This is a genomic window from Sphingomonas pokkalii (genome assembly GCF_003096275.1).
Taxonomy (GTDB): domain Bacteria; phylum Pseudomonadota; class Alphaproteobacteria; order Sphingomonadales; family Sphingomonadaceae; genus Sphingomonas; species Sphingomonas pokkalii.
In genome coordinates, this window is sequence record NZ_QENQ01000001.1 from 1,379,635 (window position 1) to 1,400,330 (window position 20,696).

Annotated in this window: 26 protein-coding genes and 1 tRNA gene; 25 read left to right on the top strand and 2 right to left on the bottom strand. The window is 70.5% G+C overall.

The genetic code is table 11. The features are described 5' to 3' along the window. Nucleotides 1–37: 37 nt before the first annotated feature. The 22 genes from DD559_RS06265 to DD559_RS06365 all read left to right on the top strand — a co-directional run bounded on the left by DD559_RS06265 (nt 38) and on the right by DD559_RS06365 (nt 16,488). A complete protein-coding gene (locus DD559_RS06265; protein WP_116470751.1) occupies nt 38–1,294 on the top strand; it encodes a DNA-packaging protein in 1,257 nt (418 codons plus the stop codon). Between the two features lie 178 nt (nt 1,295–1,472). Beyond that, nucleotides 1,473–1,751: an EF-hand domain-containing protein gene (locus DD559_RS06270; protein ID WP_116468429.1), complete on the top strand. Its 279-nt coding sequence runs from the start codon at nt 1,473–1,475 to the stop codon at nt 1,749–1,751. Further along, nucleotides 1,748–2,848: a phage portal protein gene (locus DD559_RS06275; RefSeq protein WP_116468430.1), complete on the top strand. Its 1,101-nt coding sequence runs from the start codon at nt 1,748–1,750 to the stop codon at nt 2,846–2,848. The genes DD559_RS06270 and DD559_RS06275 overlap by 4 nt, the downstream gene beginning before the upstream one ends. After that, the gene (locus DD559_RS06280; protein WP_116468431.1) at nt 2,845–3,153 is read left to right on the top strand and encodes a DUF6127 family protein; all 309 of its coding nucleotides are present in this window, start codon (nt 2,845–2,847) and stop codon (nt 3,151–3,153) included. The genes DD559_RS06275 and DD559_RS06280 overlap by 4 nt, the downstream gene beginning before the upstream one ends. After that, on the top strand, nt 3,150–3,518 hold the full coding sequence (locus DD559_RS06285; protein WP_116468432.1) for an HK97 family phage prohead protease: 369 nt from the start codon (nt 3,150–3,152) through the stop codon (nt 3,516–3,518). Before DD559_RS06280 ends, DD559_RS06285 begins: the two co-directional genes overlap by 4 nt. A gap of 71 nt (nt 3,519–3,589) precedes the next feature. After that, nucleotides 3,590–4,615 carry a phage major capsid protein gene (locus tag DD559_RS06290; protein ID WP_116470752.1) on the top strand — a complete coding sequence of 342 codons (1,026 nt, stop codon included), beginning with the start codon at nt 3,590–3,592 and terminating at the stop codon, nt 4,613–4,615. 15 nt (nt 4,616–4,630) lie between these two features. Then, a complete protein-coding gene (locus tag DD559_RS06295) occupies nt 4,631–4,897 on the top strand; it encodes a spike base protein, RCAP_Rcc01079 family (protein WP_116468433.1) in 267 nt (88 codons plus the stop codon). After that, complete coding sequence (locus DD559_RS20255) at nt 4,897–5,025, top strand: hypothetical protein (protein WP_276308174.1); 129 nt, start codon at nt 4,897–4,899, stop codon at nt 5,023–5,025. The genes DD559_RS06295 and DD559_RS20255 overlap by 1 nt, the downstream gene beginning before the upstream one ends. 2 nt (nt 5,026–5,027) lie before the next feature. Then, the gene (locus DD559_RS20260) at nt 5,028–6,227 is read left to right on the top strand and encodes a hypothetical protein (protein ID WP_133243785.1); all 1,200 of its coding nucleotides are present in this window, start codon (nt 5,028–5,030) and stop codon (nt 6,225–6,227) included. 180 nt (nt 6,228–6,407) lie between these two features. Then, the gene (locus DD559_RS06305; protein ID WP_116468435.1) at nt 6,408–6,974 is read left to right on the top strand and encodes a head-tail connector protein; all 567 of its coding nucleotides are present in this window, start codon (nt 6,408–6,410) and stop codon (nt 6,972–6,974) included. Then, on the top strand, nt 6,959–7,168 hold the full coding sequence (locus DD559_RS06310) for a hypothetical protein (RefSeq protein ID WP_116470753.1): 210 nt from the start codon (nt 6,959–6,961) through the stop codon (nt 7,166–7,168). Before DD559_RS06305 ends, DD559_RS06310 begins: the two co-directional genes overlap by 16 nt. Beyond that, nucleotides 7,165–7,566: a tail completion protein gp17 gene (gp17, locus tag DD559_RS06315; protein WP_116468436.1), complete on the top strand. Its 402-nt coding sequence runs from the start codon at nt 7,165–7,167 to the stop codon at nt 7,564–7,566. Before DD559_RS06310 ends, gp17 begins: the two co-directional genes overlap by 4 nt. 84 nt (nt 7,567–7,650) lie before the next feature. Then, a complete protein-coding gene (locus tag DD559_RS06320; protein WP_116470754.1) occupies nt 7,651–8,058 on the top strand; it encodes a phage major tail protein, TP901-1 family in 408 nt (135 codons plus the stop codon). Beyond that, a complete protein-coding gene (locus tag DD559_RS06325) occupies nt 8,055–8,369 on the top strand; it encodes a GTA-gp10 family protein (protein ID WP_116468437.1) in 315 nt (104 codons plus the stop codon). Before DD559_RS06320 ends, DD559_RS06325 begins: the two co-directional genes overlap by 4 nt. After that, entirely contained in the window at nt 8,366–8,560 is a 195-nt protein-coding gene (locus tag DD559_RS06330) for a phage tail assembly chaperone (protein WP_116468438.1), read from the top strand. Before DD559_RS06325 ends, DD559_RS06330 begins: the two co-directional genes overlap by 4 nt. Continuing rightward, nucleotides 8,553–9,110, top strand: a complete 558-nt coding sequence (locus DD559_RS06335) for a tail tape measure protein (protein WP_116468439.1) — start codon at nt 8,553–8,555, stop codon at nt 9,108–9,110. Before DD559_RS06330 ends, DD559_RS06335 begins: the two co-directional genes overlap by 8 nt. Continuing rightward, nucleotides 9,110–11,368, top strand: coding sequence for a DUF2460 domain-containing protein (locus DD559_RS06340; protein ID WP_116468440.1), 2,259 nt, complete (start codon nt 9,110–9,112; stop codon nt 11,366–11,368). Before DD559_RS06335 ends, DD559_RS06340 begins: the two co-directional genes overlap by 1 nt. Further along, on the top strand, nt 11,365–12,171 hold the full coding sequence (locus tag DD559_RS06345) for a phage/gene transfer agent baseplate hub protein (RefSeq protein WP_116468441.1): 807 nt from the start codon (nt 11,365–11,367) through the stop codon (nt 12,169–12,171). The genes DD559_RS06340 and DD559_RS06345 overlap by 4 nt, the downstream gene beginning before the upstream one ends. Next, on the top strand, nt 12,168–12,572 hold the full coding sequence (locus DD559_RS06350) for an NlpC/P60 family protein (RefSeq protein ID WP_116468442.1): 405 nt from the start codon (nt 12,168–12,170) through the stop codon (nt 12,570–12,572). The genes DD559_RS06345 and DD559_RS06350 overlap by 4 nt, the downstream gene beginning before the upstream one ends. Then, nucleotides 12,572–14,740 carry a GTA baseplate fiber-binding domain-containing protein gene (locus DD559_RS06355; protein ID WP_240610145.1) on the top strand — a complete coding sequence of 723 codons (2,169 nt, stop codon included), beginning with the start codon at nt 12,572–12,574 and terminating at the stop codon, nt 14,738–14,740. Before DD559_RS06350 ends, DD559_RS06355 begins: the two co-directional genes overlap by 1 nt. Beyond that, complete coding sequence (locus DD559_RS06360) at nt 14,737–15,240, top strand: DUF2793 domain-containing protein (RefSeq protein WP_116468444.1); 504 nt, start codon at nt 14,737–14,739, stop codon at nt 15,238–15,240. The genes DD559_RS06355 and DD559_RS06360 overlap by 4 nt, the downstream gene beginning before the upstream one ends. A 108-nt stretch (nt 15,241–15,348) precedes the next feature. Further along, complete coding sequence (locus DD559_RS06365) at nt 15,349–16,488, top strand: OmpA family protein (RefSeq protein ID WP_116468445.1); 1,140 nt, start codon at nt 15,349–15,351, stop codon at nt 16,486–16,488. Between the two features lie 204 nt (nt 16,489–16,692). Here DD559_RS06365 and ygfZ read toward each other — a convergent pair whose 3' ends face one another. After that, a complete protein-coding gene (gene ygfZ / locus DD559_RS06370) occupies nt 16,693–17,424 on the bottom strand; it encodes a CAF17-like 4Fe-4S cluster assembly/insertion protein YgfZ (protein ID WP_116468446.1) in 732 nt (243 codons plus the stop codon). A 46-nt stretch (nt 17,425–17,470) separates the two neighbouring features. Between ygfZ and DD559_RS06375 the strand changes: the two genes are divergently transcribed. Further along, entirely contained in the window at nt 17,471–18,796 is a 1,326-nt protein-coding gene (locus DD559_RS06375; protein WP_116468447.1) for a dihydroorotase, read from the top strand. A 44-nt stretch (nt 18,797–18,840) separates the two neighbouring features. On the opposite strand, the gene DD559_RS06380 is transcribed toward DD559_RS06375, so the two are convergent. Then, entirely contained in the window at nt 18,841–19,590 is a 750-nt protein-coding gene (locus DD559_RS06380; RefSeq protein ID WP_116468448.1) for a DUF1134 domain-containing protein, read from the bottom strand. 161 nt (nt 19,591–19,751) lie between these two features. On the opposite strand from DD559_RS06380, the gene DD559_RS06385 reads away from it, so the two are divergent. Further along, a tRNA-Ser gene (locus tag DD559_RS06385) sits at nt 19,752–19,844 on the top strand. A gap of 462 nt (nt 19,845–20,306) precedes the next feature. Then, nucleotides 20,307–20,681, top strand: a complete 375-nt coding sequence (locus tag DD559_RS06390) for a hypothetical protein (protein WP_116468449.1) — start codon at nt 20,307–20,309, stop codon at nt 20,679–20,681. Nucleotides 20,682–20,696 lie beyond the last annotated feature (15 nt).

Below are 20,696 nucleotides of genomic sequence, written 5' to 3' on the forward strand. Positions count from 1 at the left end.
GCGGCTGGCGCTGCTGCCGCGCAAGGAGCGCGACCGGATGCTGGAGCGCATGTCCGACACCGAGATTCGCGTGTTCAACGAATGGTGGGAACGCTGGGCGCATGAAGGCCAGTTCTGGCCCGATGGCGACTGGCGGATATGGCTGATCCGCGCCGGGCGCGGCTTTGGCAAGACGCGCGCGGGCGCCGAATGGGTGAGCCAGATGGCGCGCGACGTGCCGGGCGCGCGGATCGCGCTGATCGGCGCCACGCTGGAGGATGCGCGGCGGGTGATGGTGGAGGGACCATCGGGGCTGCTGGCGGTGGGGCTGGAGGGTGAGACGCTCGACTGGCGCGCGACAGCGGGCGAACTCGTGTTCGGATCGGGCGCACGCGCGCTGGTCTATTCGGCCGAGGCGCCGGAGAAGCTGCGCGGGCCGGAGCATGACTTCGCCTGGGCGGACGAACTGGCGAAATGGTCGGCGGGCTGCGCCGATGCGGCCTGGGACAATCTGATGATGGGGATGCGCCGCGGCGCGCAGCCGCGCGTGGTGGTGACGACGACGCCGCGGCCGGTGAAGCTGATGCGGCGAGTGATAGCGATCGGGCTGCCCGACCTGCACGAGACGCGGGGGCGGACCCGCGACAATATCCATCTGCCGCGCAGCTTCGTCGAGGCGATGGTGCGGGAATATGCCGGCACGCGGCTTGGCCGGCAGGAGCTGGACGGCGAGATGATCGACGACGTGGCGGGCGCGCTGTGGCCGCGTGCGCTGATCGAGCGGCAGCGCCGTGCAGTCGAGGTGTCGCTGGTGCGGGTGGTGATCGGCGTCGATCCGCCCGCCGGGACCGAGGGCGATGCCTGCGGGATCGTCGCGGTCGGGCTCGGGGCCGACAAGCAGGGATATGTGCTGGCCGATGCCAGCGTCGCCGGCCTCAGCCCCGAGGGCTGGGCGGCGGCGGTGGCGGACTGTGCCCAGCGGTTCGAGGCGGAATGCGTGGTGGCCGAGAAGAACCAGGGCGGCGCGATGGTGGCGAGCATCCTCCAAGCGGCGGACAGCGCACTGCCGCTCCGGCTGGTCCATGCCAGCCGCGGCAAGTCCGCCCGCGCCGAGCCGGTGGCGCTGCTCTATGAGCGCGGGCTGGTATGGCATTCGGGCGTGTTCGCCGAGCTGGAGGCGGAGCTGGCCGGGCTTCAGGCCTCGGGCGGGTATGAAGGTCCCGGCCGCTCGCCGGATCGTGCCGATGCGCTGGTCTGGGCAGTGACCGAGCTGATGCTCGGCCGGCGCGGCAAGGCGGCGGTGCGGGTGGTTTGAGGGCCTAGCAGCGCGGTGGTGGTGCAGCGATTCCAAGCCCCTCCTCCTTGGAGGAGGGGTTGGGGGTGGAGGGATTCCAGAACCTCTGTTGGTCTCGGTGAGACACAGCCCCACCCCAAACCCCTCCCCTAAAGGGGAGGGGCTTTTCAGCCGATAGGAGAAACCAATGCGAAACTGCATGGCTGCAGGGCTGATCGCCCTGCTGACGGGCGCGTGCGCGCTCAATGCCCAGACCGGAATCGCGGTGGGCGCCGGCGTCACGGTGGCGGTGAACGATCGCGACGGCGACGGGATGCTCGACGCCGGCGAAGTGCAGGCGATGGTGGAACGGGTGTTTCCGCCCGCGACGCTGACCGGCGGCTTCTGGGACGGGATGCGGGCGAGCGTTACCGCGGCTTATTGGTCCAAGGACCGGAACCGTGACGGGCGCTTGAGCCCGGTGGAGCTGGCGCGATGAAGTGGTTCGGGCGGAAGGCCGCGCGCGACGGGCAGCGGCCGGCGCTGGCGCGGGCCGGCTGGGGCAGCTTCGGCGACTGGCCGCGCAGCTATGAGGCGCAGCTGCGCGACGGCTATTGCCACAATCCGGTGGCGCAGCGCGCGGTGCGGCTGGTGGCCGAAGGGGTGGGCGGGGCGCCGATCACCGGATCGGATCCCGGCATGGTGGCGCTGGTTGCCGCGCGATCCGGCGGGCAGCGGCTGCTGGAGACGCTGGCGGCGCAACTGCTGCTGCACGGCAACGGCTATGTCCAGCTGCTGACCGATGGCGCGGGGCAGGTGCAGGCGCTGTATCCGCTGCGGCCCGAACGGGTGAGCGTGGAGCCGGATGCGCATGGCTGGCCGGTCGCCTATCGCTACCGGGTGGGCGAGCATTTGACCCGGCTGGCCGCGGACGATGGCGGACGGCCGCAGATCGTGCATCTGCGCGCCTTCCACCCGGCCGACGATCATTATGGGCTGGGCTGCCTGGACGCGGCGGCGGGCGCGATCGCGATCCACAATGCGGCGACGCGGTGGAACAAGGCGCTGCTGGACAATGCGGCGCGGCCGAGCGGCGCGCTCGTCTATGATCCCGGCGACGGATCGGCGCTGGCGCCGGACCAGTTCGCCCGGCTGAAGGAAGAGATGGAGGCGGGCTTTGCCGGTGCCGCCAATGCCGGGCGGCCGATGCTGCTGGAAGGCGGGCTGAAATGGCAGGCGATGAGCCTATCCCCCGCCGACATGGATTTCGTGGGGCTGAAGGCGGCGGCGGCGCGGGAGATCGCGCTGGCGTTCGGCGTGCCGCCGATGCTGCTCGGGCTGCCGGGCGACGCCGCCTACGCCAATTACCGCGAGGCCAATCGCGCGCTGTGGCGGCTGGCGATCCTGCCGATCGCCGAACATCTGCTGGGCGGAATCGCGCAGGGGCTGGCGCCCTGGTTTCCCGACGCGCGGCTTGCCGTGGACCTGGATCGGGTGTCGGCGCTGGCCGAGGACCGCGAGCGGCTGTGGCGGCAGGTGAGCGGCGCCGATTTCCTGACCGATGACGAGAAACGCAAACTGGTGGGGTTGCCATGACCGATGGAGCGATGCTGGCCCAGCTGATCGAGCAGGCCGAGGAGGAGGGCGCCGACCTGGCGACGCTGCGCGCGATCGCCGAGGAGGCGGGCACGGTGGGCGCCGATCGTGCGCTGGCGCGGCTGGGGCTGGACGACCCCGGCGCCGCCAAGGACATGGCCGAGCTGCGCGAGCTGCTCGGCGCCTGGCGCGATGCCAAGAAATCGATGCTCAAGGCGGTGATGCAATGGCTGGGCCGGACGGTGGCGGCGCTGGTGCTGGTGGTGCTGGCGATGCGGCTGGGCTTTCCCGGATGGCTGAAATGAGCGTGCGCTTCGCCGGCTATGCCGCGGTGTTCGATCGCGCCGATCGCGGCGGCGATGTGGTGCGGCCGGGGGCGTTCGGGCCGGTGGCGCCGGTGCCGCTGCTGTGGCAGCATCAAGGCGCGCCGGTGGGCGTGATCGAGGCGATCGGCGAGGATGCGCGCGGGCTGCGCGTGATCGGGCGGGTGGAGGATCCCCGGCTGGCGGCGCTGGTGGCCGAGGGCGCGGTGGCGGGGCTGTCGTTCGGCTACCGGGTGGAGGCGGCGCGGCAGGGCATGGTGCGCGAGCTGACCCGGTTGCGGCTGATCGAAGTGAGTTTGGTGGCGCAGCCGATGCAGCCGCTCGCACGGGTGCACGCGGTCACCTGAAATTCCGACGATTTCTGATGTTTACCCGGCGGGCGGTGCCTGTGCGGGGGCTTTTGGCGTGGGAGATGAACATGGACGATTTGGTGACGAGCTTCGACCAGCTGGACCTGCCGCCGGTGCGGCCGATGCTGGCCGGTGGGCGGCCGGTGGCGAGCGCGGCGTTCGACGGCTATCTGCGCGGCGGCGTCGAGACCAAGGCGCTGTCGGGCAATAGCGGCGCCGAGGGCGGCTATGCCGTGCCGCGCGAGATCGACGCGCGGATCGATGCGACGCTGAAGGCGATCTCGCCGATCCGCGCCATCGCCAATGTGGTGAAGGTGGGGACGAGCGGATACCGCAAGCTGGTGGCGAGCGGCGGCATTGAAAGCGGCTGGGCGGCGGAAACGGCGGGGCGGCCGATGACGGCGACGCCGACTTTCAACGAAGTCGCGCCGCCGTTCGGCGAGCTCTATGCCAATCCGGCGGCCAGCCAGGCGATGCTCGACGATGCGCTGTTCGATGTCGAGGCGTGGCTGGCCGACGAGATCGCGCGGGAGTTTGCGGCGGCCGAGGGCGCGGCGTTCGTCAGCGGCAGCGGGATCAACCGGCCCAAGGGGTTCCTGACCGCGCCGACCGCGACGACGGCGGATTCGGTGCGGGCGTTCGGGACGCTGCAATATTTGGCGACCGGCGCGGCGGGGGCGTTTGCGGCGAACCCCGAGGAGAAGCTGATCGACCTCGTCCAGGCGCTGCGCGCGCCGTATCGCCAGGGGGCGAGCTGGGTGATGAATTCGGCGACGCTGGCGCGGATCCGCAAGTTCAAGACCAGCGACGGCGCGATGCTGTGGCAGCCGAGCCTGGCGGTGGGGCAGCCGGCGACCTTGCTCGGATACCCGGTGGTGGAAGCCGAGGACATGCCGGACATCGCGGCGAACAGCACCGCCATCGCGTTCGGCAATTTCCAGGCGGGCTATCTGATCGCCGAGCGGGGCGAGACGCAGCTGCTGCGCGATCCTTATTCCAACAAGCCGTTCGTGCATTTCTACGCGACCAAGCGGCTGGGCGGGATGGTGAGCAATTCGGAGGCGATCAAGCTTCTGAAATTCTCCGCGAACTGAGCCGGAGGGAGCAGCATGGCAGACAGTTTCGCGAACAGCGCCGATCATGTCGCGGCGCCGGCGACGCGGGCGGTGGCGGTGGTGCCGAGCGACGGCACGCCGCTGCCCGACATTCCCAAGGGGCTGTATATCGGCACCGGCGGGACCATCACGATGCGCGGCGTGAACGCCACCGCGGATACGGTGTGGAAGAATGTGGCGAGCGGCACGATCCTGCCGCTGCGCGCGCAATATGTGCGGGCGAGCGGCACCACCGCCACCGACATGCTGGCGCTGTACTGATGGACGGGCTGGGGCTTTCCATTCCGGCGGTGGCGGCGCGGCGGCGGGTGGCGCCGCCGCTGTCGTCGCGCGTCGACCGGACCACCAGCAGCGTGGATTCCACGCTGCGCACCATCGACAGGAGCTGAGCGTGGCAAAACAGAGCATCAACGTGGGTGCCGCCGCGAATGACGGCACCGGCGATACCGAGCGTGCCGCCTGGATCAAGGCGAACGCCAATTTCGACGACCTCTATGCCGGGCGCAGCGGCGTTTCGGCGGTGGTGAAGACCGCCGCCTACACGATCGCGGCGACGGAGGTGGACCAGCTGTTCGTCGGCGATGCGACGTCGGGCGGTATGGTCTTCACCCTGCCCGGCGCCAGCGGCCTGAGCGCGGGCGACCTGCTGCACGTTCGCAAGAGCGATGCATCGGCCAACCGCGTGACGGTGCGCGACGGCAGCACCGACATCGCCTGGCTTTCCGCGCAGCATGACGCGGTGGCGTGCTACTGGACCGGTGCCGCCTGGGTGCCGCTGCACTGGGGGATCGCGCCGCTGCGCATGGCCTTTGCGAGTTCGGGCACCAGCACCCGGCCGCCGCTGGCCACGGCGTTCGAGGTGGTGGCGATCGGCGGCGGCGGTGGCGGCGGATCGGGCTGTTCCAGCACGACCGGGACGGTGCGGACCGGCGGCGGCGGCGGTGCCGGCGGCGCGGTACACTATCTGCGCTTTCCCGCCGCCGCCCATGGCGCGACCGAGAGCGTGACGATCGGCGCGGGCGGCAGCGGCGGCGCGAGCCGGACCGGATCCGGCGGCGTCACCGGCGGCACGGGCGGCACCACGCTGCTGGGCAATCTGGTGAGCGCCGCGGGCGGCGGCGGCGGCGTGGGCGGCTATACCGCCGGGGCCACCGGAGGCACGGCGCCGAGCGGCACCTTCGGCGCGGCAGGTGCGGGCAGCGCATCGGTGCCGACCAGCGCCGCGGCGACGGGTGCGGCGGGCATCACCGGCGGTGGCGGCGCCGGCGGCAGCCTGGATGCGGCGAACGCGATCCGCGCGGCATCGGGCGGGGGCGCCGGTTCCACCCATTGCGGCGCAATCGCATCCGGCGGCGCAGGCGGCACCGGCGGCGCGGCCGGCGCACTCGCCAATCCGCTGGCGCAGATCGGGGCGGGCGGCGGCGGCGGCGGCGCTTCCGGCCAGAACAGCGGCGCCGGCACCAGTGGCGGCGCCGGCGGCGATCCCGGGGGCGGTGGCGGGGGCGGGGGCGCCTGCGACATCGGCTTCGCTTCGGGCGCCGGCGGCACCGGCGGGCGCGGCGAGCTGCGCCTGACCTGGTATTTCAGCTGAGGAGCGGGCGATGGCGGTCTATCGCGTGATCGAGGCGGGCATCACGGTCAACCGGATCGAATGGGACGGCGCGGCGCCCTACGATCCCGGACCGGGGCGACAGTGGCCCGCGAGGATCCCGATCGCGGCCCATCGACCCAGAACCCCGAATAGACCGAACGGGCAACAGGAGACAGGACCATGGACGCACCGCCCTTTCCGGCGGCGGCGATCGATGCCGCGCGCGGCGCGATCAAGGCATATCTGCGCATTGAAGGAACCGGCGAGGATGCCGCGATCGACGCCGCCGCGCGGACGGCGCTGGCGCTGGGTGAGGCCTTTACCGGCACCGCCTGGATCGCGCGCGAATGGCAGGCGACGCTTTCGCGATCGGGCGGGTGGCAACGCCTGCCGACCGCGCCGGTGACCGCGATCACCAGCGTTGCCGCGCTGGCGCTCGACGGGACGGCGGCGATCCTGCCGCTGCCCGCTTACGCCATCGATATCGATGCGCAGGGCGGGGGCTGGGTGCGGATCGCAGCGGCGCAGCCCCCGGCCCGGATCCGGGTGACGTTCACCGCCGGCACCGCGCCGGCATGGGACGGCGTGGCACCGCCGCTGGCGCAAGGCGCGGTGCTGCTGGCCGCCCATCTGTTGGAAAGCCGTGGTGCCGCGTCGGCCCCGCCGGCGGCGGTTGCCGCCTTATGGCGGCCGTGGCGCCGCGTGCAGCTGTGCGGTGGGAGGCGGGCATCATGTTCGATCGGCTGAAAGCCCGGGGGGAGGCGATCGGCCGTGCCGCCGCCGCCGATCGGGCGGCAAGGCTGGCGGCGGCGGTGCGGGAGACCTTCCCCGGCATCGCCGCGGAAAGCGATGCGGCGGGGGTAACGCTGCGCGGGCGGGGTCTGTGGCGGCGCTGGCTGGCCGATCCGGCGCTGCGCTGGCTGGGAGGGCTGTTGCGATGAATCCGCATGAGACCCTGGCCAGCGCCGTCCGCGTGGCGCTGGCCGCCCATGCGCCGATCGCGGGCGCGGTGAACGGCGTGTTCGACGCGAATCCGGGCCGGGCCACGCGGCCCTATCTGCTGGTGGACGATCCGGTGCTGACCGACTGGAGCACCAAGGACCAGCCCGGCCGCGAAGGCCGGCTGAGCGTGCTGGTGCGCGACAGTGGCGAGGCCCGCCAGCGGGTGCGGGCGCTGGCAGGCGAAGTGGAGGCAGTGCTGGCGGCGCTGCCCTCCGCGATCGGCGACGGCTGGCGGATCGTAAGCCTGGTGCTCCAGCGCAGCCGCATGGTCGCGGAGGGGGAGAACCGGGTGACGGCGGTGATCGACGTTCGGGTGCGGATGCTGCGCGAGGGGTGATGGGCGCGCTTCCTCCTTCCCTGGGGGAAGCGGCCGTTTCGTTTCTCCCCGGCACGGGGAGGAATGTTCTTTGAGGAGAGTATGATGGCAGCGGAGAAGGGAAGCGCGTTTCTGCTGAAGATCGGCAACGGCGCGATGCCGGTGGCCTATGCCACCGTGGCGGGGCTGCGCACGACGCAGCTTTCGGTGAATGGCGAGGCGGTAGCGATCACCAGCAAGGATTCGGGCGGGTGGCGCGAATTGCTGTCGGGCGCGGGCGTGCGATCGGTGAGCGTATCGGGCGCGGGGGTGTTCACCGGATCGGCGGCCGAGGCGCGGCTGAAGGCCAATGCGCTGGCCGGGGTTCTCGACGACTATCGGCTGAGCTTCGAAAGCGGCGAGACGATGACCGGCCGGTTCCTGGTCACCCGGCTGGATTATGCCGGCGATTTCAACGGCGAGCGCAGCTACACGCTGGCGCTGGAAAGCTCCGGCCCGGTGGTGAGCGCATGAGTGGCGCGGCCAATCCTGCGCGCGGCGAGGCGATGCTGCGCGCGGGTGGCGTGGCGCTGGTGCTGCGGCCGAGTTTCGAGGCGCTGGTGGCGGCCGAGGCGGAGGTGGGGCCGTTATTCGCGCTGGTGGAGCGGGCCGCCGCCGGGCGGCTGGCGCTGGCGGAGCTGGTGGCGCTGTTCTGGCATTGCCGGCACGAGGCGCCCGAGGCGCTGACGCGCGAGGCCTTTTCGGAAGCGGTGGTGGCAAGCGGGCTGGCTGCGGCCACCCCGGTGCTGAAGACGCTGATCGGCCAGATCCTGGCCGGACGATGAGCCGTTTTTCGGACCAGGCGGCGCGGCTGGCGGGCATGGCGGGGCTGGCGTTCGGCTGGTCCCCCGACATTTTCTGGCGATCTACGCCCGCCGAGCTGGCGGCGCTGATCGGCGCGGCGGCGGGCGAGGCGGGCGAACCGCTGACCCCGGATCTGCTGGCGCGATTGCAGGAGCAGTTTCCCGATGGATGAGGAAATCGAAAGACTGATGGTATCGGTGCGTGCCGATACCGCCGGCTTCGCGCGCGACGTGGAGGCGATGCGCGGATCGCTGGAGGGTCCGTTCGAGGCCGGGGTGGACCGGGCGGGGCGCTCGCTGGAGACCACGCTGCTACGCGCGGCGCGGACCGGCCGGATCGGCTTCGACGATCTGCGCAGCGTGGCGGTGAAGGCGATGGACGAGATCGCGCGTGCCGCGATCGGCATTGCCATCCCGTCCCTGGGCATCGGCGGACGCAGCGGCGGGCTGGTTTCCCTGCTGGGCGGGTTGCTGGGCCTGCCCGGCCGGGCGACGGGTGGCCCGGTGAGCCCCGGCCGACCCTATTGGGTGGGCGAGCGGGGGCCGGAGCTGTTCGTGCCGACCAGCGCGGGGCAGGTGACGCCGACGGCATCGGGCGCGGGACGGGACGTGCGGGTTTCGATTACCGTCAACGCCGCGACCGGCGAGGCCCCGCAGGCGCTGGCGCAATCGAGCCGGCAGGTGGCGCGCGCCGTGCGATCGGCGCTGGCGGGGCTCGACTGATGGGCTGGTGGCTTGCCGAGCAGCGGCGCGGCCAGGCGGAAGACGTGGTGAAACGGTTCGATCCGCTGTTCTGGACGGTCGATTTCCCCCGGCCGATGCTGGCCAGCCTGGTGACGACGGCGGCGGATGCGCTGCGCGTCGACCTGGTGTTTCACCGGCGCGGCGACCTGGCCGGGCTGATCTGGGCGGCGGAGGATCGGTGGGATCACCCGCTGCTTGCCTATGCGACGCGGCGCGATTTCCGGGATTGCCGCTTGCGGTTCCGCTGGCGATCCTCGGGCGTGATCCCGCTCGATGCGGTGCACGGGCCGGTGCTGACGATCGAAGGGCGCGATGCGGCCGGCACGGCGCGCAGCTGGTATGTGCGGCTGTGGAACTATGCCGAGGGCACGGCCGAGGATGCGGTGGTGGCGATCGATTTCGCGACGGTGGCGGGCGGGTTCCTGCTGCCGGGCGAGGCCGACCCGGTCTGGGCGGGCGATGTCGACCGGATGTTCGTGTCGCTGGTGCCGCCGGGCTATGCCGATGAGGATGCGACGCCGCTTGCCGCGCCGGTGGCTGCATGGGTGGAGCTGACCGGCATCGCGTGCGACGGGCCGGGATCGGTGCTGCCGATCGGCGCGGCGGTGGTGCCCGAACATGGCCTGCGCATCGCCACCGGTTATGACGATTGCTACAATCTGGCGCCGGCGCGGCTGCTGCGCAATATCCTGCACCTCGGCTATCGCGGCGACATCCTCCATTATGTCGGGATGAGCCATTATTTCCGGCTCGAGGCGCAGGCCGGCGGCTTCTATGTCAGCCTGGCGGGGGGCGTGCTCGCCGAACCCTGCGCGGCGTGGCACCGCGATTTCGCAAGCCGTGCCAACGCGCTGGGGCTGGGGGTGATCTGGTCGCTCAGCTATGAGCTGCTCGACCAGCATTGCTGGGGCGACTGGAAGCAGCGTGCCGCCGATGGCAGCCCGGCGCTGACCGGGTGGGACCCGCCTTCGACCTTGCTGTCGCCGGCGCATGGCGGCGCGATGGCCTATCTGCGCGCGGTGGCGCTGGCGTTTGTCGGCATCGCGCAGGCGGCGGGACTGGCGGTGCGGTTCCAGATCGGCGAGCCTTGGTGGTGGGTGATGGCCGATGGCGGTCTGTGCATCCATGATGCGGCGGCCAAGGCGGCGCTTGGCGATCCCGCGCCGCAGAATCTGCGGGAGCCGGTGGATGCCGCGGTGCTGGAGGCGGCGGGGGCGTTGCTGGCGCAATCCACGTTTGCCCTGCGCGATGCCGTGAAGGCAGCGGCGCCGGGCGCGGTGGTGCTGCTGCTCGCCTATCTGCCGACCGTGCTCGATCCGGCGATGCCGGAGGCGAAGCGGGTGAACCTGCCGCTGGGCTGGGCCTCGCCGGCGTTCGATGTGCTGCAGCTCGAGGACTATGACTGGGCGGCGGCGGGCAATGCCGCCGGCTCCGAACGGGCGGTGGCGGCGGCCGAGGCGCGGCTGGGCTATCCGGTGGAGCGGCAGCATTATCTCGCCGGCTTCGTGCTGCGGCCCGAAGACAAGGACCAGTGGCGCGGCATTGCCGAGGCGGCGGCGCGCGGCCGCCGGCGCGGGGTGGCGGCGACCTATGTGTGGGCGCTGCCGCAGGTGCTGCGCGACGGTTTCATCCATTTCGACCAGGAGGCGGCGATGACGCCCTTTGACGATGTGTCCTTTCCCATCGCGCTGGGGCGCGAGGCGGAAGTGGCGCCGGAGGTTGCCACCGCGATCGTGACCAGCGCGGGCGGGGCCGAGCGGCGCAATGCCGAATGGGCGGAAGCGCGCACCCGCTATGATGTGGGGCCGGGGGTGCGATCCGAGGCGGACATCGCCGAACTGCTCGGCTTTTTCCGGGCACGGATGGGGCCGGCGCGGGGCTTTCGCCTGCGCGATCCGTTCGATTTCGAAGGGCGGGACGTGGCGATCGGCACTGGCGACGGCACGGTCGCGCGGTTCCAGCTGGTCAAGCGGTACGGCGAGAGCGTGCGGCGGATCACTCGGCCGGTGGCGGGGACGGTTTCGGTGCGGCTGGACGGGGTGCCGACCGCGGCCTTCGCGCTGGGCGCGGGCGGGGTGGTGACGCTCGACGCGGCGCCCGCCGCGGGCGTGCAGGTGACCGCCTCCTTCCTGTTCGACGTGCCGGTGCGCTTCGCCGAGGACCAGCTGCGGGTGAGCCGGGCGAGCTTCCTGGCGGGCGCGGCGGCATCGGTGCCGCTGGTGGAGATTCGCGAATGACCTGGCTGGAGGGTGCGCTCACCACGGTCACGCTGTGTTGGCGGATCGAGCGGCGCGACGGCGTGACCATCGGGCTGACCGCGCACGATCGCGACCTGTGGCGCGACGGGCTGCTCTATCGCGCGGCACCGGGAATGACGCCGAGCGCGATCGAGCGCAGCGCCTCGCTGGAGGCGGATGCGATGGACGTGCGCGGCGTGCTGGCGAGCGATGCGATCAGCGAAGCCGATCTGCTCGCCGGGCGCTGGGACGGGGCGCGGGTGGCGATCTTCGCGACCGACTGGACGGCGCCGGGGGAGACCGTTCCGCTGGGCGAGGGCGTGCTGGGCGCGATCGAGACCCGCGACGGCGCGATCACCGCCGAGCTGCGTGGGGCGACCGCTGCGTTCGAGGCGCCGGTGGTGGAGGCGACCTCGCCCGATTGCCGGGCGGCGCTGGGCGATGCGCGCTGCCGGATCGACCTGGCCGGGCGGCGGCGGTTCGCGCGGGTGGTGGCGATCGAGGACGCCGTGCTGACGCTCGATGCCGCCGAGCCCGTCGCCAACGCCTATGGCGGCGGGCGGCTGCGCTGGTTCGGCGGGGCGAATAGCGGGCTGGTGGACGGGATCGCCGCATCGGACGGCGCGACGGTGACGCTGCGCGTGCCGCCGCGGTTCGAAGGCGCGGGCGCGCTGGTCGAGCTGATCGAGGGATGCGACGGCCGGATCGAGACCTGCGCGGCGCGCTTCGGCAACGCGGCGAACTTTCGCGGCGAGCCCTATCTGCCGGGCACCGACCTGCTGACCCGGTATCCTGGCGGATGAGCGGGGCGCAGGGGCTCGCGGCGGCGCGGGCGGCGATCGGCGTGCGCTTCCGGCTGCACGGCCGCGATCCGGCGCACGGACTGGATTGCGTGGGGCTGGTCGCGCTGGCGCTGCGGGCGCAGGGGATGCGGACGGCGATCCCCGACGACTATCCCCTGCGTACCGGCGATGCCGCACGGGCGGCGGCGGCGCTGCGGCGGGCCGGGCTGCTGCCGGTGGAGAACGCCGCGCCGGGCGACGTGCTGTTGCTGCGGGCCGGGCCGGGGCAGCTCCACCTGGCGATCGCGGGCGAGGGAAGCATCGTCCATGCCGATGCGGTGCTGCGCCGCGTCGTCGAGCGGCCGGGCGTGCCGCCCTGGCCGATCCTGCGCTGCTGGCGCTGGCCGAAAGGAGAGGAATGATGGCGACGGTGGTACTGACCATCGCCGGCGGTCTGATCGGCGGACCGCTCGGCGCGGGACTGGGCGGGCTGATCGGCAACACGATCGACCGCCAGCTGCTGCGACCGGGCACCCGCGAGGGCGCGCGGCTGGCCGATCTGCGGGTGCAGACGTCGAGCTATGGCACGCAGATCCCCAAGCTGTTCGGCAGGCTGCGGGTAGCCGGATCGGTGATCTGGGCGACCGACCTGATCGAGCATCGCGCGACCGAAGGCGGCGGCAAGGGGCGCGGCGCAGCGACGGTGTTCACCTACACGGCGTCGTTCGCGGTGGCGCTTTCGGCACGGCCGATCCTGCGCGTCGAGCGGATCTGGGCGGACGGACAGCTGCTGCGCGGTGCGGCGGGCGACTTCAAGGTGCGCACCGGCTTCCGCCTCCATCACGGCAGCGAGGACCAGCCGGTCGATCCGCTGATCGCATCGGCGGAGGGAATCGGGCTGGCCCCGGCGCATCGCGGCATCGCCTATGCGGTGTTCGAGGATCTGGAACTGGCGACCTTCGGCAACCGCATCCCCCAACTCAGTTTCGAAGTGGTGGCCGATCCGGCGCCGGTCGCGCTGGGGACGATCGCTTCCAGCATTGCGCCTGCGATCGAGGGGGCCGCGCTGTCGCTGCCGGTCGCCGGCTTTTCGGTCCAGGGGCCGACCATCGGTTCCGTGCTGGAGAACATCCTGGCGGCAAGCGGCGGCTGGCTGCGCAGCGAGGGGCAGGCGCTGCGGCTGATCGAAGGCGATGGCGCCGCCGAACGCTGGCCCGATGCTGGCGCACATCGCGGCGAGGCGGGACGCGGCCGGGGCACCCGATCGATCGCCGCCGCCGATACCGCGGCGCGACGGGTGAGCGTGCAGTATTACGACGCGGCGCGCGACTATCAGGCGGGCGTGCAGCAGGCCTGCCGCGACGGGCCGGGCAATCGCGACTCTCGGATCGAACTGCCGGCGGTGCTGGAGGCGCCCGCCGCCAAGGCGCTGGCGGCGGGCGCCTTGCTGCGCGCGGATAGCGGCCGCGAGCGCCGCACGATCACGCTGGGCTGGGACGCGCTTGCCGTTCGTCCGGGCGAACGGATCGCCATCGAGGGCGCGCCAGGGCAATGGCGGGTCGATCGATGGGCGCTGGAGCGGATGACCGTGCGCCTGGAATGCGTGCGGATCGCCCGGACACCGATCGCCGGCAGCGCAAGCGCGGGACGGGCGGTCGCGGCGCCGGACGAGCGCCATGGCACCACCATGGCGTGCTGGTTCGAACTGCCGCCCCTCGACGACACGCCGCTCGCCCGCCCCCGCTTCGCCGTGGCGGCGGCGGGAACGGCGGCCGGATGGCGCCGGGCGATGCTGTCGTACAGCAGGGATGGCGGCATTTCCTGGGAAGCGGCGGGCAGCACGGCTTATCCGGCGGTGCTGGGAACGATCGTGGAGCCGCCCGGCACGGGATGCGCGACGCTGACCGATGGCATCCATCACGTGATCGTGGAGCTTGCGAACGCGGCGATGGTGCTGGCGAACGCCGATGATCGCGGGCTCGATGCGGGCGCCAACCTTGCGATGCTGGGGGCGGAACTGATCCAGTTCGCCCGCGCGGAGCCGCTGGGCGGCACGCACTGGCGGCTTTCCCGGCTCTGGCGGGGACGACGGGGCACGGACCCTGCGATCGGCACGCAGAGGGCCGGGGACCGCTTTGTCCTGCTCACGCGCGACACGGTGAAGCTGATCGACCTCGACGTTGCGATCGGCGGATCGGTGCAGCTCCTGGCGCAAGGGGTGGAAGCGGAGAGCGACGTCGCGCCGCTGACCGCCCCGGTTTCCGGCATTTCGCTGCTGCCCCCGGCGCCGGTGCAACTGCGTGCAACGCGGGAGGGAAGCGATATCCGGCTGCGATGGGCGCGGCGGAGCCGCGCCGGCGGGGCATGGCAGGACGGGGTGGACATTCCGATCGGTGAACAGAGCGAAGCCTATGCGGTGGAAATCGATGCCGCCGGCCGGGTGGACAGGCTTTCCACGTCCCAGCCGAGCGTGACGATCGGCGCGGCGGGACTGCAGTTCCCCGCGACGCTGCGCGTCTTCCAGATCGGAACCTATGGCCGCTCCACCGCGGCGACGCTGACGCTTTCCAGCCTAGGAGAGGTGCCATGACGATTGCTGCCACCGACCGTTTCGATCTGCCCCTGCTGGAGCCGGGGCAGGCGCAGAAGGAGATGTTCCACAACGAGGCGTTGCTGCGGATCGACATTCTGACGCACGCGTCCGTCGTATCGGCACAAATGGAGGTTCCGCCTTCCTCGCCGCAGCTAGGCCAGTGCTGGCTGATCGGGAATGCGCCGTCCGGCGCATGGGCCGGCCATGCCGGGAGCCTGGCCGCCTGGACGGCGGGAGGCTGGCGCTTTGTTGCACCGCGGGAAGGCCTGCAGCTGTGGATCGAGGATAGCGGCGTTCCCGCCCGCTTCCTTGGCGGAGAATGGTACCAGAATAGAACCTATGGGGAAGTTTTTGTCCAAGGGCATCAAGTGGTTGGCGAAAGAGGCGCGGCCATCGCGGAACCGGAAGGCGGGACGACGGTTGACGTGGAGGCGCGTAGAACCATTTCTGCGGTGCTGGACGCGTTGCGCGGACACGGGCTAATCGATGCTGGATAAGCTGTGACGTTCATGCAACAGTCCGCAGATTTGTGCGCTTGCACCGAAACTTTGGTTTGAGTAGTGAGTTTGGGCTGTCCGTTAGGACGACCATGAAAGGGGATTATAATGCGGAAGCTAGCCGTCACTTTGGCACTTGCCACGACCGCGCTGAGCACGCCCGCCTTCGCCCGCGACGACGCGTGGTATGTGGGTGTTGAAGGCGGCGCGATGCTCGTCGAAGACATTCACTTCGACGTCGGCGCCAGCAAGGATGCTGTGACGCAGAACAACAATCACGCCGGCTGGGATGTCGGCGGCAACATCGGCTATGATTTCGGCCCGTTCCGTGCGGAAGCCGAAGTCAGCTATCGCCGCGTTTCGGGTGACTCGCTCCGTTCGACGGTCGGCCTTCCGATCCGCAACAGCGCGGGTGCAGCAGCCGTCTATCCGGCGGGTAGCTACCAGAACACCGGCAGCAAGACCTCGGCTCTGTCGTTCATGGTCAACGGCCTGCTCGACTTCGGTGACGACAACGGCCTGCAGGGCTTTGTCGGCGGCGGTGCCGGCGTGTCGCGCGTGAAGAACAACCTGTTCGTCAACGGCACTGCCGATACGGTCGCGGACTCCGACACCGTGTTCGCATGGCAGGCTCTGGCCGGCGTTCGCGCGCCGATCAGCAAGAAGGTCGACGTGTCGCTGAAGTATCGCTTCTTCAACGCGCCGGACGTCAAGCTGGTCGACATCGGCGGCAACCAGTGGAAGGGTCGCTTCCGCTCGCACAGCCTGCTCGTGGGTCTGACCTACAACTTCGGTGCGCCTGAGCCCGTCGCCGAGCCGGCTCCGCCGCCCCCGCCGCCGCCCGTCGCCGAGCCGGCCCCGCCGCCCCCGCCGCCCCCGGCGCCGGAAGCCAAGGTCTGCACGCCTGGGCCGTACATCGTGTTCTTCGACTGGAACAAGGCCGATGTGACTCCGGAAGCGGCGAGCATCCTGGACAATGCGATCAGCAACTATGCCGATTGCAGCAACACCCAGGTCGTTCTGGCCGGCCACGCCGACCGTTCGGGTTCGGCGAGCTACAACGTCGGTCTGTCGCAGCGTCGCGCGGACTCGGTGAAGGCCTACATGACCGGCAAGGGCATTCCGAGCGGCGTGATCACGACCGAAGCGTTCGGCGAAAGCCGTCCGCGCGTCGAGACCGCCGACGGCGTCCGCGAACTGCAGAACCGTCGTGTGGAAATCACCTACGGTCCGGGTTCGGGTCAGTAAGACCTGCCCGCCCGCAAGGGACGAAGCAAAGAGGGGAGGCCGGGCGACCGGCCTCCCTTTCTTTTTGTGCCGCGCGCGCCGCCGGCAGCGTCATTGCGCGCTAAGCGCGTTTTCCCCTTGGGCGAAGACGCTCTACGTTGTTGATTGCCGCATTTTCCGAGCCGTTGACCGTAAACGGTCACCTTGAAAATGCTCTGGCGCGTGCTAGCCGGCGGCCAGCGCACCCGCCAGCCAGGCCGGCACCAGCGCATCGCCCAGCGCCTCCACGCGGCGCAGCTCCACCATTATCCCGAGTTCCGGATAGGTTGCACGCGTGCGATCGCCGGCTTCCGCCAAAGGCGCAACGACCAGCCGGCGGTTCACCTTGGCGCGATAATGCATCCGCGCGGTGTTCTCCTGCCCGACATAGCAGCCCTTGGTGAAGCTGACGCCGCCCAGTTCCCCGGCATTGCATTCGAGCCATAACGTCTTGTCGCTGCCGAGTTCGGCCGCGCCTTCGGCGACGCCGAGCGACAGGCGATGCGCGCGCCAGGCATCGGCAGCGCCGCTTCCGCCGGCCGCCCCGAGCCAGCGATAGCCGAGCGCGGGCAGGCGCGGATCGGCGGCTGCCCCGGCCCGTGGCGCCGGCGACCAGTGCACGCCGCCATCGATCGGCGCGATGGTGATGGCACGGCGCAGCCGGTAGAGGGTCAAGCGGCGGGCCAGCGCTTCGCGCGCAGCGGCCTCACAATCGATCAGGATCGCATCGCCATCCGCCCAGAGCAGAAAGTCGAACAGCGCCTTGCCTTGCGGCGTGAGCAGCCCCGCCCATTGCGGCGTATCCGGCGTCACGCGGGCGAGGTCCTGCGTCAGCAGGCCCTGCAGGAAGCCGCGAACATCGTCGCCGGTGAGGCGCAGCAGCGCGCGATCGTCTAGCCAGGTGCTGGTATCGTTCATGGCGAACAGGTAGGACGCGGCAAACGCTCACGAAAGAGGCAAAGCCATGGCGAATGTCGAACTCAAGCTGCGCGGCGGTCGCGTGCATCTTCCCAGCGGCCCCGCGGAGGTGGACGTCGGCGTATCGGGCGGCAAGATCGTCGCGATCAGCGCGGTGGGCGATGCCGGCGAGACGATCGACTGCACCGGGCTGGACGTGCTGCCGGGCGTGATCGACAGCCAGGTGCATTTCCGCGAGCCCGGCCTGGAGGCCAAGGAAGACCTGGAGAGCGGCAGCCGATCGGCGGTGCTGGGCGGCGTGACCGCGGTGTTCGAGATGCCGAACACCAAGCCCAATACCGACAGCGAGGCGGCCGTGGCCGACAAGCTGCAGCGCGCGTACCACCGCATGTGGTGCGACCATGCCTTCTATGTCGGGGCGACCAACCATAACGCCGAGCAGCTGGCCGAGCTGGAGCGGCTGCCGGGAACGGCGGGCGTGAAGATCTTCATGGGCGCCTCGACCGGCGACCTGCTGGTATCGGACGACGCCAATCTTGCGCGGGTGCTCGCCTCGGGCCATCGCCGCGTCGCGATCCATGCCGAGGACGAGTTCCGGATGCAGGAGCGGCTGGGCGAGCGCGTGCCCGGCGATCCTTCCTCGCATCCCGTGTGGCGCGACGATGAGAGCGCGATCCTCGCCACCCGCCGCATCCTGCGGCTGGCGCGGGCGGCGCGGCGGCGGATCCATGTGCTCCATGTCACCACGCCGGCTGAACTAGAGCTGCTGGGGCAGCACAAGGATATCGCGACCTGCGAGGTCACGCCCCAGCACCTCACGCTGGCGGGCGAGGAGGCCTATCCCAGCATCGGCACCTATGCCCAGATGAACCCGCCGATCCGCTCGGGCGCGCATCGCGACGGGCTGTGGCACTGGCTGCGCCAGGGCGTGCCCGACGTGCTCGGCTCGGACCATGCGCCGCACACGCTGGCGGAAAAGGCCAAGCCCTATCCCGACAGCCCCAGCGGGATGCCGGGCGTGCAGACGCTGCTGCCGCTGATGCTCAACCATGTCGCGGAAGGGCGGCTGACGCTGCAGCGGCTGATCGACCTGACCAGCGCCGGCCCGCAGCGCATCTTCGGGCTGGTCGGCAAGGGCCGCATCGTGCCGGGCTATGATGCCGATTTCACCGTCGTTGACCTCAAGGCGCGCTGGACGGTGGACGAGGCCTGGCTGGCCTCGCGCTGCGGCTGGTCGCCGTTTACCGGGATGCAGCTGACCGGTCGCCCGGTCGGCACGATCATCCGCGGGCACCGGGTGATGTGGGAAGCGCAGCTCGCCGAGCAGGCGATCGGCGAGCCGGTGAAGTTCGAAGCCGTCGAATTCGGCTGAGGCGAGGGGGCGGGGCTGCCGGTGCGGCCCCGCCCGTCACAGGATCAGAAGGGCAGCCAGCGCTGCTTCTCGCTGAACTTCATATAGCCGGCATTGACGCCCAGCCGCCAGCCGACGCCCAGCCGCACCGGGATCAGCACGATGTCGCCCCGGCGCAGATAGGAGGCGGAGAAGCCGCCGACGAAATAGGCATGGCCCTCGCCCTGCGGGAAGCGCTTGTAGAGATCCTGGGTATCGTAGAGGTTGTAGACCAGCACGAACACCTTGTTCGCGTCGCCGCCGAGGTCGAAGCCGATCGAGGGGCCGGTCCAATAGACCGGGCGCTGGCCTTCGATCTTGTGGAACATCTCACCCTTGCCATAGCGCAGGCCGACGCCGATCGCGCCCGATGCCTCGCTCCCGGCGATATAGGCGTTGGGCTTGCCCTGGTCTTTCAGAATGTCCTCGAGCAGCTTGGCGAGCCCCGAGGCGCCCTTGCCGAACGTACCCTCGGCCGCGGCCAGCAGATCGTCCTTCTCGAACGTATCGGTGGCGGCCTGGCGCGCGGTGGTGCCGGCAGGATCGGCTGCGACCGGGCTGGCCGGCGCGGTTTGGGCCGGCGGCGGCGGCGTCTCGACCGGCGGCGGGGCGGTATCGGCCGGCGGGTAGGATTGCTGCTGCTGGGGCGGCGGCGTCTTCAGGTCCGAATCGATCGCGGTATTGGGATCGATCGTCGTCATCTGCGCGGCGGCGGGGACGCTACCCAGCCCGGCAAGGGCGACTGCCAGAAGCGTGAACCAACCCGATCGCATCATCAAAAATATCCCGAACCCTGCTGCTTTTCGCGCGCTACTCTAGGGGCGCGGGCCTGTCGCGGCAATGAATGGGCGCCGGATCGAATCGATTTCGCGTCGGGGCGGTTAATCCCGTTGATTGCGGGCGAAGGGCTCGTTATAGGGCTCGCCTCGGCGCATCCGGAGACGTGGGTGAGTGGCTGAAACCAGCGGTTTGCTAAACCGCCGTACGGGGATTACTCGTACCGAGGGTTCGAATCCCTCCGTCTCCGCCAGTTGAAAATTGCGCCACATTTCCGTTTAAAATCAAGGTATTGCAGGGCTCTCAGCAGGTGCCGTGTACCCCAATCTGTACCCACAAAATTTGACGCACGGATAGGCGAATCTGGTTTGCAGACTCGTTGCCCTCTCGCCCGAAACAAGGCGGGGCAGCAGACCTACGGGCTATTTGCCACACCCTGCCCGCTGGATTCCGGCGCGGCTGAACGCGATCGCGATCATCGCCTTCCTGCCAATCCCCTGTCTTCAACCGAAGTTCGACACGGAGTGGAGATGAGACAAACCGTCCTATGGTCAAGGCGCGGCCTTGAGCGTAGCAAGCAAAATCTGTGGCGCTCGGGAAGGACATTAATGGTCTCCCACCGAGTTGATGCCGCAACCGAGCGTTGCAGATGACAAGACGACACGGCGTCGCTAAGGCTTTTGCTATGTTGGGGGCAATTCGAAGCAGGAAGAGCGTGCGCAGCCTTGCCGCTGCCCTGTTCGCATGCGCTCTGTTGCTGCGGATCGCGATCCCCGCCGGCTTCATGCCCGCCCAGACGGCGCATGGCATCGTCGTGCGCATGTGCGACGGCATGAGCAGCGGCAAGACGATGGTCATCGACGTCGGCCTGCCGGACAAGGGCAAGCACCATCCCGAGCATGAGAAGCCGACCGTGCCGTGCGCGTTTGCGGGGCTCTCGGCGCCTGTACTCGGCGCCGATCCCGCGCTCGCCATGGTGCTGCCAGCAATGGTGCTGGGCGAATTCGCGCTGCCGCCGCCCTCGGACGTTCGCCTCGCCGACGCCGATTTCCTGACCCCGCCGCTTCGAGGGCCGCCCGCGCGCGCTTAAGCGCCGGAGTGGATT